Source organism: Phenylobacterium haematophilum, assembly GCF_014196295.1.
GTDB classification, from domain to species: Bacteria; Pseudomonadota; Alphaproteobacteria; order Caulobacterales; family Caulobacteraceae; genus Phenylobacterium; species Phenylobacterium haematophilum.
In genome coordinates this window covers 316358-329219 of sequence record NZ_JACIDK010000004.1, presented here as the reverse complement: position 1 = coordinate 329219, position 12862 = coordinate 316358, and the positions used below count along the sequence as shown (strand labels likewise).

The 12862-nt window shown below is 66.8% G+C and carries 14 protein-coding genes; 8 read left to right on the top strand and 6 right to left on the bottom strand.

The features are described from left to right. Positions 1 to 5 precede the first annotated feature (5 nt). Complete coding sequence (locus GGQ61_RS15690) at positions 6 to 1565, top strand: aminoacyl--tRNA ligase-related protein (RefSeq protein ID WP_183774667.1); 1560 nt, start codon at positions 6 to 8, stop codon at positions 1563 to 1565. Positions 1566 to 1610: 45 nt separating this feature from the next. Here GGQ61_RS15690 and GGQ61_RS15685 read toward each other — a convergent pair whose 3' ends face one another. From GGQ61_RS15685 to GGQ61_RS15675, 3 genes are all read right to left on the bottom strand, one after another. Further along, the gene (locus GGQ61_RS15685) at positions 1611 to 2099 is read right to left on the bottom strand and encodes a hypothetical protein (RefSeq protein ID WP_183774664.1); all 489 of its coding nucleotides are present in this window, start codon (positions 2097 to 2099) and stop codon (positions 1611 to 1613) included. Then, a complete protein-coding gene (locus GGQ61_RS15680; protein WP_183774661.1) occupies positions 2096 to 2740 on the bottom strand; it encodes a hypothetical protein in 645 nt (214 codons plus the stop codon). Before GGQ61_RS15680 ends, GGQ61_RS15685 begins: the two co-directional genes overlap by 4 nt. A 128-nt stretch (positions 2741 to 2868) precedes the next feature. Continuing rightward, a complete protein-coding gene (locus GGQ61_RS15675) occupies positions 2869 to 4407 on the bottom strand; it encodes an acyl-CoA synthetase (RefSeq protein WP_183774657.1) in 1539 nt (512 codons plus the stop codon). A 140-nt stretch (positions 4408 to 4547) separates the two neighbouring features. Between GGQ61_RS15675 and GGQ61_RS15670 the strand changes: the two genes are divergently transcribed. The 4 genes from GGQ61_RS15670 to mopJ all read left to right on the top strand — a co-directional run bounded on the left by GGQ61_RS15670 (position 4548) and on the right by mopJ (position 8049). Further along, entirely contained in the window at positions 4548 to 5432 is an 885-nt protein-coding gene (locus tag GGQ61_RS15670) for a crotonase/enoyl-CoA hydratase family protein (protein WP_183774654.1), read from the top strand. A gap of 56 nt (positions 5433 to 5488) precedes the next feature. After that, positions 5489 to 6700: a DUF2336 domain-containing protein gene (locus GGQ61_RS15665; RefSeq protein ID WP_183774652.1), complete on the top strand. Its 1212-nt coding sequence runs from the start codon at positions 5489 to 5491 to the stop codon at positions 6698 to 6700. Positions 6701 to 6921: 221 nt separating this feature from the next. Further along, positions 6922 to 7344, top strand: a complete 423-nt coding sequence (locus GGQ61_RS15660) for a Ros/MucR family transcriptional regulator (protein ID WP_056015959.1) — start codon at positions 6922 to 6924, stop codon at positions 7342 to 7344. Between the two features lie 213 nt (positions 7345 to 7557). Continuing rightward, entirely contained in the window at positions 7558 to 8049 is a 492-nt protein-coding gene (gene mopJ, locus GGQ61_RS15655) for a motility/cell cycle regulatory protein MopJ (RefSeq protein ID WP_281372704.1), read from the top strand. Between the two features lie 4 nt (positions 8050 to 8053). On the opposite strand, the gene GGQ61_RS15650 is transcribed toward mopJ, so the two are convergent. Continuing rightward, positions 8054 to 8479, bottom strand: coding sequence for a SufE family protein (locus GGQ61_RS15650; RefSeq protein WP_183774650.1), 426 nt, complete (start codon positions 8477 to 8479; stop codon positions 8054 to 8056). Positions 8480 to 8533: 54 nt separating this feature from the next. Beyond that, positions 8534 to 9322: a sensor histidine kinase gene (locus GGQ61_RS15645; protein WP_183774648.1), complete on the bottom strand. Its 789-nt coding sequence runs from the start codon at positions 9320 to 9322 to the stop codon at positions 8534 to 8536. Between the two features lie 269 nt (positions 9323 to 9591). On the opposite strand from GGQ61_RS15645, the gene GGQ61_RS15640 reads away from it, so the two are divergent. Next, positions 9592 to 11013 (top strand): sensor histidine kinase, encoded by a 1422-nt coding sequence (locus GGQ61_RS15640; protein WP_343056153.1) that lies wholly within the window; start codon positions 9592 to 9594, stop codon positions 11011 to 11013. Here GGQ61_RS15640 and GGQ61_RS15635 read toward each other — a convergent pair. Then, positions 11010 to 11879, bottom strand: a complete 870-nt coding sequence (locus GGQ61_RS15635) for a hypothetical protein (protein ID WP_246370945.1) — start codon at positions 11877 to 11879, stop codon at positions 11010 to 11012. The genes GGQ61_RS15640 and GGQ61_RS15635 overlap by 4 nt on opposite strands. A 135-nt stretch (positions 11880 to 12014) precedes the next feature. Here GGQ61_RS15635 and GGQ61_RS15630 point away from each other — a divergent pair, with 135 nt between their 5' ends. Both GGQ61_RS15630 and GGQ61_RS15625 read left to right on the top strand, forming a co-directional pair. Continuing rightward, a complete protein-coding gene (locus GGQ61_RS15630) occupies positions 12015 to 12347 on the top strand; it encodes a DUF1491 family protein (protein WP_183774644.1) in 333 nt (110 codons plus the stop codon). Positions 12348 to 12446: 99 nt separating this feature from the next. After that, complete coding sequence (locus tag GGQ61_RS15625) at positions 12447 to 12827, top strand: hypothetical protein (protein WP_183774642.1); 381 nt, start codon at positions 12447 to 12449, stop codon at positions 12825 to 12827. Positions 12828 to 12862 lie beyond the last annotated feature (35 nt).

Genomic DNA, 12862 nt, shown 5'->3' with positions numbered 1-12862 from the left:
GCCGTATGCAACGAGCTCTCAGCGTCAGCCGGATGACCGGCAACAAGTCGACCTTCCCCGACTGGTATCAGGCGATCGTCCGCGAGGCGGACATGGCTGAATCCAGCCCGGTGCGCGGCTCCATGATCATCAAGCCGTGGGGTTATGGCGTCTGGGAACGGATCCAGCAGACCATGGACCGGCGCATCAAGGAGATGGGCGTCGACAACGCCTACTTCCCGCTTTTCATCCCTCTGGGCTTTTTCGCCAAGGAGGCCGAACACGTCGACGGCTTCGCCAAGGAGATGGCGGTGGTGACCCACCACCGGCTGAAGAGCATCGACGGCAAGCTGCAGCCCGATCCGGACGCCAAGCTGGAAGAGCCGCTGATCGTCCGCCCGACGTCGGAGACGATCATCGGCGACGCCTTCTCGCGCTGGGTCAAGAGCTATCGAGACCTGCCGCTGAAGATCAATCAGTGGGCCAACGTGGTCCGCTGGGAGATGCGCACGCGCCTGTTCCTCCGCACGTCGGAATTCCTTTGGCAGGAGGGCCATACCGCCCACGCCACGCGCGAGGACGCGCTGGCCTCGACCCTGCTGGCGCTGGAGATGTACCGAGAGTTCTCCGAGAACGTCCTGGCCATGCCGGTGGTCGCCGGCGAGAAGCCGGAAAACGAGCGCTTCCCCGGCGCGGATGCGACCTATTCGATCGAAGCCATGATGCAGGACGGCAAGGCGCTGCAGGCCGGCACCTCGCACTACCTCGGCACCAGCTTCTCGCGGGCCCAGAATATCCGCTACCAGAGCGACAGCGGCGAGATGGAGTTCTGCCACACCTCCAGCTGGGGCACGTCGACCCGCATGATCGGCGGCGTGATCATGACCCATGGCGACGACGACGGCCTGCGCCTGCCGCCGGCCATTGCGCCGCGCCAGATCGTCATCGTGCCGATGCTGCGCGGCAAGGAAGAGGACGCTCAGGTCCTGGCCTATGCCGAGGGGCTGGTGAAGGACCTTAACGCCCAGGTCGCGCTCGGCGAGCCGATCCGCGCCCTGCTGGACGTCAAGGACCAGAAGTCGAGCGACAAGCGTTGGAACTGGGTGCGCCGCGGCGCGCCGGTGATCGTCGAACTCGGTCCGCGCGATGCGGCCGGCGGCCAGGTCAGCTTCATGCGCCGTGACCGGCTGCGCGACGGCGACAAGGTGAAGTCCCAGGCCCTGGCGCGCGACGAGTTCGTCGCCGAGGCCCCGGCGCTGCTGGCCGAGATCCAGCAGTCGCTGTTCGACGAGGCCAAAGCCCGTCTCGACGCCAACATCCGCAGCGACCTGACGAGCTTCGAGCAGGTCGCCGAGTACTTCGGCCAACTGTCGGACGAGGACGAGGAAACCTCGGCCTTCAAGGGCTGGGTGCGTGCGCCCTGGAGCCGCCCGACCGGCGCCGAGCTGGATAAGGTGGTGGAGCGCCTCAAGGCGCTGAAGCTGACTTTGCGCAATGCGCCGAGCCAGCAGCCCGCCAGCTTCGGCCCCTGCGTCTTCACCGGCGCCCCGGGGGTCGAGGAAATCCTGATCGGCCGTTCGTACTAAGCGCAGAATCGGCGAGGCGCCGCCGCCTCGCCGATATCTCGACGCTCAGTAGGCCTCGAAGGTATCGGGGCCTAGAAGCTTGAAGATCTCTTCCACACTGCTGGCGGCGCGCACTTGCGCCATCAGGGGAAGCAGGACCGTCTCGTGCTCATCGAAGAGGCAGTAGTCGCTTGGAAAGGCCTCCAGCGTCTCGCAGGCGCGCGCCTTGACCTCATCCAGAGTCGCCTTTCCCAGCCGCTCTAGGCTGTACTCGATCCGGTACTGCGGCCCGGCCAGCATCGCCTGTATGAACCAGGGAATGAAGGGGCCCGCCCGGCCTCCGTCATGGAGCGCCGTCACGCGGCAGCGAAGCCCGTCGCCGTCTATGAGTTCCATCCCGAGAGGCTTGCCCTCGCGCCGCGTCAGCCTTCCGCACGTCGTCAGCGACCTTCGATCGGGAAAGCCCCAAATCTCTCGGTCGGGCGTGAAGCCAATCACCGGGAAGTTGAAATCGACAAGATCAGAGGTGATCGCGTCAGCGTCGGACGAGCTCATCGGCGCGGTGTCCCTCGCGGCTGAACAAGGTTCTGTACGCCATCGGCCAGGTTCGCCGCCATCGATGTAGGCAGCGCCTTCTGCCAGTCGGTGGTGCCGTACCAAACGCGACGGACCGGATCGTAGCGAGGCTTTCCCTTCCAACTTCCCGTCAGGCGCCGATGCTGCTCGACCGGCAGCACCTTTAGGAGCGCGTAGTGATTGCGAGGATCCTGGGCCGTGCGGCTCAGGCCCTTCAAGGGAATCGTGTGATGGATCTCCTGCCCCTTGCCGGCCAAGCCCTTCGCCCGAATCTGCTTGGCCGCGGCGTTCGCCGAGACGGAGCCCTCCTTTAGAACTTTGATACCCTTGCTCGCTGCTCGAACACCCTTCGCTGCGATCCCGATCGGCAAGACGTCAGCGACGGCCATCGCTCCATTGAAGACGGCGCCCGCATAGTTCCCGTCCTGATAGTCCGCGACGGCCTCCCAGGCCGGGCCGACTACAGGAATGAACGATTGCGCGAGACTGGGCCGGGCGATCTTCGTTTGCCCGGCTTCAGCCTCTTCTCGCCGTCTCCTAAGGTCGGCCATGTTGGCGTCGTAGAGTTCGCCCTCCGGGTCAGGTACGGAGCGCGGCTGCCCTTTCGGCATCGTCGTCATTCAGGTTCCTGTCGATTTCAACAACGGAGATGCGTCCCCCGTCACTATGTGGGACGCCGATTTCACTGTCGCATAGATTGCAGGCGTGACAAGAACAAAATAAGAACTTTGCGGCGGGCGCTCACCCCTTAGACGATGCGCGAGCCTTCCTTGCCCCAGTAGGCGTCGCGGATCAGGCGCTTGTAGAGCTTGCCGGTCGGGTGGCGCGGCAGCTCCTGCATGAACTCGATGAGGCGCGGCGACTTCACGTGGCTGAGGTTGGCGCGGCAGAAGGCGGCGAGCTCGGCCTTCAGGTCTTCGCCGGCAGCGCTCCAGTCCATCGGCTGGATGACCGCCACGACCTTTTCACCCATCTCCTCGTCCGGCGCCCCGACGACTGCGGCGTCGGCCACCTTCGGGTGGGTGATCAGCAGGTTCTCGAGTTCCTGCGGATAGATGTTCACGCCGCCTGAGATGATCATGAAGCTCTTGCGGTCGGTCAGGTAGAGGAAGCCTTCCTCGTCGACCCAGCCGACATCGCCGAGCGTCGTCCAGCCATGCTTGTTGGTGTTCTCGGCGATCTTGTCGGGCGCGTTGTGATAGGTCAGCGGCGCGCCGCCGCCGAAATAGACCACGCCCTCGGTGCGCGGCGGCACCTCTTCGCCATCCTCGCCTACGATGTGCAGTTCGGCGGTGGTGGCCTTGCCGACCGAGCCCTTGTGGGTCAGCCAGTCCTGCGGGCCGATGTAGCAGAAGCCGTTACCCTCGCTGCCGGCGTAGTACTCGTGGATCACCGGGCCCCACCACGCCATCATCTGCTCCTTCACCGGGATCGGGCAGGGGGCCGCGGCGTGGACGGCGGACCGCATCGACGAGACGTCGTACTTGGCGCGCACTTCCGGCGGCAGTTTCAGCATCCGAACGAAGTGGGTGGGCACGAACTGGCCGACGTCGATCTTGTGCTTCTCGATCAGCGCCAGGGCGTCTTCCGGATCGAACTTCTCCATCACCACGACGGTGCCGCCCAGACGCTGGACGCTCATGCACCAGCGCAACGGCGCGGCGTGATAGAGTGGGGCGGGCGAGAGATAGACGCTGTCGGGCTGAAAGCCGAACAGCATCTGGGCCATCATCGCCAGCGGGTAGGGCGCGTCGATCGGCGCGCCGGTCAGCGGCGGCTTGATGCCCTTGGGGCGGCCGGTTGTGCCCGAGGAGTAGAGCATGTCCGCCCCGCTGCTCTCGTCGGCGATCGGCGAAGCCGGCTGTTTGTCACGCGCGGCTTCGAAGCTCTCGTAGGGGGCGCGCGGCTGGCCGACCATGAACAGCTTCACGCCGGGAAGCAGCGCTGGAAGTTCGTCCACCACCCCGCCAACAGCGGCCGAGGTGACCAGGACCTTCGCCTCGCAGTCCTTCATGATGTATTCGATCTCGCCGGCGGTCAGCTTGGATGAGATGCAAGCGTAGTAGAGGCCCGCGCGCTGGGCCGCCCAGGCGATCTCGAAGAACCGCGGATGGTTCTCCATGAGGATGGCGATCACGTCACCGGTCTTCAGGCCCAGGGAACGAAACAGCTGCGCGCCCTGGTTCGACCGCTCGTCCAGCTGCTTGTAGGTCACGGTCTCGCCTGATCCGGCCATGACGTAGGCGGCGCGGTCGGGGTGGGTCTGGGCGTGGCTGGCCGGATGCATGAACTCTTCCTTACGGCGGCCGGACGCTCTCTGGCGTCTCGACCGACCTCCCAAAGTTATCGTTGTTAAGGCGAGTATGCGGGCCTTGACGGACCGTCCGTCAAGCGGGGCGGACTAGACGAAATTTCAGGGAGGATCAGATGGCCGCGCACAGTTTCGAGACCCTCGGCTACGGCGTCGAGGATGGGGTGGCGACGATCACCCTGAACCGTCCGGACAAGCTCAACGCCTTCAACACCCAGATGATGAGGGACCTGATCGCCGCGTTCGACGTGACCGACGGCGACGATGCGGTGAAGGCGGTCATCGTCACCGGAGCAGGGCGCGCCTTCTGCGCCGGCGCTGACCTGTCGGCCGGCGGCGAGACGTTCGACTACGACAAGCGCGGCGGCGAGGATCGGGCCGCGCGCACCCGCGAGGGCGTCCAGCGCGACGGCGGCGGTCTGGTCTCGCTGCGCATCTTTGACAGCCTCAAGCCGGTGATCGGCGCGATCAACGGCCCGGCGGTGGGCGTGGGCGTCACAATGCAGCTGCCGATGGATATCCGCATGGCCGCGACCGACGCCCGGTTCGGCCTGGTTTTCGCGCGCCGAGGGCTAAATCCGGAAGCGGCCTCCTCTTGGTTCCTTCCGCGGCTGGTCGGCGTCCAGACGGCGTTGGAGTGGTGCTACACCGGCCGGGTGTTCCCGGCGCAGGAAGCCTTCGACCGCGGCCTCGTGCGCTCGCTGCATGCGCCGGACGAACTGCTGCCCGCGGCCAGGGCCCTGGCCAGGGAGATCGTCGAAAACACCGCACCGGTCTCGATCGCCCTGACCCGCCAGTTGCTCTGGCGGATGGCCGGAGCGGCCCATCCGATGGAGGCGCACCGCGCCGACAGCCGCGGCATCCAGGCCCGCGGGGCGATGGCCGACGCGCGTGAGGGCGTGATGTCGTTCCTCGAAAAGCGGCCGCCGTCGTTCCCCAACAAGGTCTCCAGCGATCTGCCCGACATCTGGGAGCATTGGTCGGCGCCGACCTTCAAGTGAACACACGGTTAAGCGCCATGTGATTCGATAGCGGCAGGTATTCGTTCGGACCTTGCATGAACCTGCCGACGCCGATGACCGAGCTCGACGCCCCGCCTGCCTCGCGGGCGCGGGCGAACTTGCTCAAGCGGCTGGCGGACGTGGTCTGCCTGCCGATCTCGCGGATCAACGCCTTCGAGCGGGCGATGACCGCCGACCTGTTGGCCGACATGCTGCGCGAGGCCGAGCCCGAAGAGCGCAAGAAGGTTGCGCGTCGAATCTGCGGCCTGGCCGAGATTCCTGCGTGCCTGGTGCGGCTGCTGCTGCGCGACGAGGTCGATATCGCCGAAGAGCTTCTGCTCAACGCCGCGACCCTGTCGGATGCCGACCTGCTCGACTGCGCGCGGCTGATGAACCTTGAGCACCGGCGGCTGATCGCGCTGCGGCGCGGGGTCAGCGAGGTCGTCTGCGACGTGCTGATCGAGTTCGGCGAGGTGCTGGTGCTCGAATGCCTCCTCAAGAACGACGAGGCGAAGTTCTCGACAGGCGGGATCGAGGCGGTTGTGGCTCTGACGCGCGGTGATCCGCGGCTGACCACCATCCTGCTGCGGCGGCCCGAACTGCGCCCGGCGCACGCCTATGTGCTGTTCTGGTGGGCGGACGCCGAGGCGCGCCGCGTGATCCTTCAACGCTTCGCCGTGTCCCGCGAGGTGCTGCAGGACGCGACCAGCGACATCTTCGCCATGGCTGCGGCGGAGCATTGGCAGGATCCGTTGTCGCGCAAGGCGCTGCAGTTCATCGAGCGACGCCAGCGCAACCGCGCGGCCGTCGAGCGTAGTCCCTATGACAACCTCGAGTCCGCGGTCGCGGCGGCGGCCGACGGGGTGACCCGCGAGGTCGCCGAGGAGATTTCCTACCTCGCCGGCCTCAAGCCAATGACCGGCGCCAAGATCTTTACCGATGCAGGCGGCGAACCGCTGGCCATTCTCTGCAAGGCTACCGGCCTACCGAAGTCGGCGATCAGGGCGCTATGGCGCGGCCTCAAACGTGACGAGACGGAAGCCGACGGCGCACCTTCGGGTGCGCTGGAGCGTGCGTTGCTTGTCTACGACATGATTGCGGTCGACCGTGCGCAGACCGTGCTCAGGTATTGGAACTGGTCTCTTACTTCTGCGCTGACGCCAGCTCTGCTACGCGCCATACGCGACGGCGACGAAGACGGCTTTGACGAATACTCAGGCCCGCAGAAGGCCGCCATGCTGGCGTTTTCCAAGGACTTTGGCCGCTGATCACTACAGGTTGCGACGCATTGCCGCGTCGCAATAGTAGGTGTTGCACAACCGATCGGTGCATCGCGACGCCTAGACTTAACGATAATCGTGTTCGTAGAAGAACAGCAGCGTATTGTATGCTTGTGCTTCAGTTGGGTTCCAGATATTAACGCCTCCACTGATGTCGTGAATCAGTCATCCCCCAACTTGGTGCACCCGCACTCACGGAACCGAGAAATATGGACGAGAAGTCGGAAGTCATTGAGATGACGGCGGATATTGTTTCCGCTTATGTCGGGAACAATTCGGTCGCCGCCGCCGACCTCCCGAACCTTATCCAGAGCGTCCATAGGGCGCTGGCCGGTATTTCCACCGGTTCCGACGTTCAGGAAGTCGCGCCGAAGGAGCCGGCCGTGCCCGTGCGCCGGTCGATCACGCCGGATCATCTGGTCTGCCTGGAAGATGGCCGCAAGTTCAAGTCGCTCAAGCGTCACCTGCGTACCAAGTACAACATGAGCCCGGAAGAATATCGCGCGAAGTGGGGTCTTCCGAAGGATTACCCGATGGTCGCGCCGAACTACGCCAAGGCGCGTTCGGACCTGGCCAAGCAGATGGGTTTGGGGCAGGGCGGCCGGCAGGCCCCGCGCAAGCGCTCCAAGTAAGCGTCTGGCCAAGACGGACTATCGAACGCCCGCCCCTAACGGCGGGCGTTTTTCGTGGTGCGAGCCGTCGCTGCGCCGATGCCTCAAGGTCAAGCTGCGCCACCTTTCGGCCCGATTTCTTTCCGCGCAATTAGGATTTCCCTTGCCCGAGAATCACCCTCTGGGCGATAAGTGATTCGTCGTGATTCCAAGGGGTTGTTAAGGAATCTGAATATGGCCGCACAGATGGGGGCTTCAGCGGCGGCCGCGCGCGCACACGAGGAACTGTATGCCTATTGGGCCGGATTGCGGCGCAGCGGGCGGCTGCCGGGACGCGACGACATCCGCCCCGACGACTTCAAGCGCCTGCTGCCGACGATCAGCCTGATCGACGTGCGACGCGACCCGCTCGAGTTCCGTCTGCGGCTCGCCGGCACGGGGCTCTATGGCGTCTACGGCCGCGAAATCACGGGACGTACGCTGGCCGAGGTTTACAACGCCAACGCCGCCGACTACTGGCGCCGCGAACTGACCAAGGTGGTCGAGGAGCGCCGCCCGTCGGTGGGCGTGCACAGCCTGGCCTGGCGCGGGGCGGCGCACATCTCGATCCTGTGGCTGCGCTTGCCGCTGGCCTCGAACGGGGCTGATGTCGACATGATCCTCGGCTACGACGCCATCGTCGGCGTCCAGGGCGGCACGGTTTCCAGCGGCATTCGCGCCGCCTGAGCCCTCAGGCCGCGGCCAGCGCTTCGGCGTCGCGGTGGATGCGTGCGGCCATCGAGGCCAGACCGTTGGACCGCTGGGCCGAAAGGTGTCCGGCCAGACCCAGGCGATCGAAGGCCGACTTCACATCAAAGGCGACGATTTCGTCGGGCCGGCGGCCGGAAAACAGCCGAAGCAGCACCGCGATCAGGCCGCGCACGATGTGGGCATCCGAATCGCCGCGGAACGTCACGGCGCCGTCAGCCTGGGGCTCGGTGACTAGCCAGACCTGGCTTGCGCAGCCGCGCACCTTGTTGGCGTCGCTGCGCTCGGCGTCGGAGAGCGGCGCCAAGTCGCGACCCAGCTCGATGACGTAGCGGTAGCGCTCCTCCCAGTCGCCGAGAAGGTCGAACTCTTCGACCAGGTCGGCCAGGGCGTTGTCGATCGTGCTCATATCAATGGCGACTTAGGCGCCGGGAGGGCCCAGCGCAACGGCTTTCGCGGCGGCTCAGCCCGCGGGCAGGCGGACGCGGGCGGTCAGCCCCTGGTCCGGAGCTGAGCTGAGCTGCAGCCGGCCGCCCATGGCCGTACACAGCAGTTCGACGATCGGCAGCCCCAGGCCCGCACCCTCGCTTCGCCGGGTCAGCGCATTTTCGCCCTGCTCGAAGGGACGCAGCAGGCGTGGGATATCCTGCGGGTCGACGCCGGGGCCGTCGTCGACGACCGCGATCTCCACGTGTTCGCCGACGCGGGTGGCGTAGACTCGTACGACGGCTCGCTCGGGCGAAAAGATCACGGCGTTCTGGATCAGGTTGCTCAGCAGGTTGCGCAGCCCGCGGGCGTCGGCGGTGACCGAAGGGAGGGACCCGCGCTGCAGGACGATCACCTCCACGCCGCGCGGCGTGGTGTCCTCGCGCAGTCCGTCGAGCACGTCGTCGAGCGCGTGGTCGAGCGACTCAGCGCGCAGGTCGAAATCCATGGCCCCGCCTTCAAGCCGGGCGATCTCAAGGACCTGGTTCACCAGCCGCAGCAACCGCGCGCCGCTGGTGTGGATGATACTTGCATACTCTTTGTATTGTGGGGCCCCGAGCGGACCGTAGAGCTCCGATTGCAGGATCTCCGAAAATCCGAGGATCGAGTTCAGCGGCGTGCGCAGTTCGTGGCTGGCCATGCGCAAGAAGGAGCGCTTGGCCTCATCCGCGATGATTTCCCGGCGTTGGCGGGCCGCCGTGCGGGCGTCCGGTTCTGACGCCGACGCCGGTGATGCGTCGGGCGGAAGATAAGCCGCATGGGCCATGTGCAAACTACGAGCCTCGCGGTCCGGTACTAGGAGGAAGCCTAGCGAGTCCGCGCTTACGATTTCGTTTCGAACGGCGGCGCGGCGCTCGATCTATGTACCCAAGTCGGGTCGCCCACGGCGCGAGCGGCCTCGCAGCGACTCGCCCGCGCCGCTAGAGTTAAGGACAAGAATCCTCTGTCGAGTCGCCCGCCAAAGGAGCCGCGAGCCCGCCCGTGATCGAAAGTCCGCCCGCCAGGACTCTATCGACGACCCGGTCCGCAGGCCTGGTGTCGATCGCTGCGATCGTCGGTCTCGGCGTGGCGGCCGCGTGCGCGGCGGCGCTGACGGGCGGCGTCGGCAGCCCGCTGGCCGTCTGGTGTCTTGCGCCGCTGGTGGCGGCCGTGGGCGTCGGTCGCGGCGAGCGGCTGGCGCTCGGCGCTGCGGTTTCGCTGGCCGCGGTCGGGGTGGCGGCCATCGGTGGACTGACGCTGTCCGGATACGTGCTGATCCCGGCCGCTGCGGCCGTGGTCAGCGCTTTCGCGCTCACCTCGACCGTCCTTGGCTTGGCCGCCGCGCTGGTGGTCCTGCAGCGTAACATGGGACGCGAAGATCGGCGTCAGCGCCTGGCCCTCGCCCAACTTCGCCAGGTGCTGGACGAGCAGCCCTTCCTGCTGGCGACCCTCGATCAGAACGGCCTGATCGGCCGGACCTGGGGGCGAGAACCGGCTGGCGCGCGCGGCGTTTCAAGCACCGGACTGACCATCGTCGATCTGGCGAGCGAGGCCGACCGGCCGCGTCTGCGCCAGGCGCTGGCGACGGCGCGGGCGGACGGCGCGGCCGAATTCGCGTTCGCGCCCGCGGCCGAGCCCCAAGCCTGGCTGGCGGTCAGCCTGCGCCGAACCAACTCGGGGCGGCTGATCGGCGTACTGCGCGACGCCGCCGCCGCCCACGCCCGCGAGATGGAACTTGAGCAGGCGCGCAGCGACGCCGAGGCCCAGAACGCCGGCAAATCGCGCTTCCTCGCGAACATGAGCCACGAACTGCGCACACCGCTGAACGCGATCATGGGCTTCTCGGACATCATGCGTCAGCGGCTGTTCGGGCCGCTGTCCGACCGCTACGCCGAATACGCCGAGCTGGTCCACGAGTCCGGGGGACACTTGCTCGACCTGATCAACGACGTGCTCGACATGTCGAAGATCGAGGCCGAGCGGTTTGAATTGGCGCGCGAGGCTTTCGACGGCCGCGAGGCGGTGTCGAGCGTTCTGCGGCTGATGCGCGGTCAGGCTGATAGGGCCGGGGTGCAGCTGCGCGGCCTGCTGCCGCGCGAGCCGCTGGATGTGTTCGCCGATCGGCGGGCCCTGAAGCAGATCGCGCTCAACCTTATTTCCAACGCCCTGAAGTTCACGCCGCGCGGCGGATCGGTGACGGTGACGCTGCACTGCGACGGTTCGGTGATGGAGCTGCTGGTCGCGGACACGGGCGTCGGGATCGGACCGGAGGACGTTAAACGCCTGGGACGGCCGTTCGAACAGGCCGGCGGCGCCGCCCAGCGCGCGGCGGGTACGGGGCTCGGGCTGTCGCTCGTGCGCTCGTTCGCTGAGTTGCACGGCGGCGAAATGATCATCGAGAGCCGTCTTGGGGAGGGGACGACGGTTTCGGTCCGCATGCCGGTGATCGACCAGCCGGCGGCGGCGAACGCCCCCTAGCGGGCCGCGACCTGCAGGAACGCGCGTCCGGCGGCGAAATCGCCGACTTCCACATAGGCGCGGCGGACGACCTCACCGTCTGGCCCGGCGAAGAGGAACTCGACGGCCACCGCCTCGCGCGGGTCGAGCTCGGCCAGGGCATGCGCCGCCGCGGCGGGGAAGCGGAACGCCCACCCCGACTTGAAACCCTTGGGCAGCAGATCCTGACCCGCCGGGCTGCGGGCCTCCGCCGTATAGGAATTTCGGGCGGTGGCCGGCGGCAGGCGCCGGGCCAGCGGCAGCTTGCTCAGGGACTGGCCGCGGGCGTCGAGATAGGGTCCAAGGGTCGCATCGGTATCGCGCAGCACCAGCCTGGCGCCATACGGCGTCTTGCCGTCGGCGAAGTTGGCCACGGCCATCAGCGCATTGGCGCCTTCGCGGCCGGCCAGACCGAAGACCATCTTATTCCAGCCGAAGCTGGCCGATTGCTGCAGGCGCCAGCGGACGCCGCCGGAGCGGTCGGCGCGCCATTCCGCCATCTCGCCGGGATAGGTCATCCGGGTCAGCTGTGCGTAGCCTTCGAATGCCTCGCGCACGCGGCTGGCGGCAAGGGTCATGTCGGGGGACTTGCAGGGCGTCGCCGCCGCCTTGGCGCGGGCGCGACGTTCCAGTTGGGCCAACTGGGCCTTGTCGGCGCCCGAGCGGATCGCCGCGCCATGCGCCTGCATACGCCCAGCCGCCAGCGCCGCGCCGACTGAGGGCGCGAACAGGCCGCACCTGGCGTCGGCGGCGGTCATCACCGTGCGTTCGTAGAAGAGGTCGGCGGCGGCGGCTGCAGCCGAGACTCCGGGCGCTGCGAGAAGCCCCCCCGCTGCGGCCAGCCCCATCCATCCACACACGACGCGCCGCGCGGTTCTGCGCGTACTCGTCATGCCTTCTGTTTTTCTCGTATAGGTTCGAGATCTTGCGGCCGAGCCTAGCGGCCCGGTCTTTCCGTTCCGTTATCGAGACACCGTTCGATCATGCTGCTTTCCTCCGACATCTGGGTCGCGGCCCTGATCCGCCGTGTGGAGCTGGGCGGCGGCTTTGCGGTCGTGGTCCGCAAGGGCGACGCGCGGGCCGGCAGCGTGCTGGTCAAGGTGCTGAACCGCGGCGATGGCACGAGCCGGCTCTATGCCGAAGCGACACGTGGCGATGGCGAGCGGGTCTGGATGCGTCCGGCGCTGTCCGACCAGGAAGCCGACCTGGACCGCTACATCGAGCGCGCGATCCGCATCGACCCCGACATCTGGGTCGTCGAGATCGAGGACCGGGAAGGCCGCCACTTCCTGATCGAACCAGTCGAACAGAGCTAACGGACGCGGTTACCGGCGGATTCACCGCCTTTCTCAACGGGGACGAAAGCACGCTCGTGGCACACAGCGGCGTTCCACGAACGCGAGCGCTTGCTTGGTATGCTCTTCCTGCTGAACGACGTCGTCCTGAACCTGAGTGGAGCCAAGCTTTCACCGAAGGTGGCGGGCCGCAGGTTCCGGGCGCTGCCGTTCAACGTGGTCAGCAAGTTGGGACAGGAACTCTATGCCGAGGACCCGCTGCTGCACTTCGACAAGCCCGAGCGTGCGAGACGGCTGGCGACTCTGATCATCGCCAAGGCGCCGTCGATTAACGCCGCGCTGTTCGTCGCCCCCGCCTACGGTTGTGCGCCGGAAGACGTGACCCTGCGCTACGCGAACGTCGATTTCGAGGTGATGGCGCGCCTGTCGAGCCGCCAGGACCAGGGGATGCTGGATACTGTCTGGACCGATCGTCAGGTTTGGCGGCGCCTGGCGGCGTAACGCGGGCTTTCGCCCAGCGCCATGCTGCGCTAAGC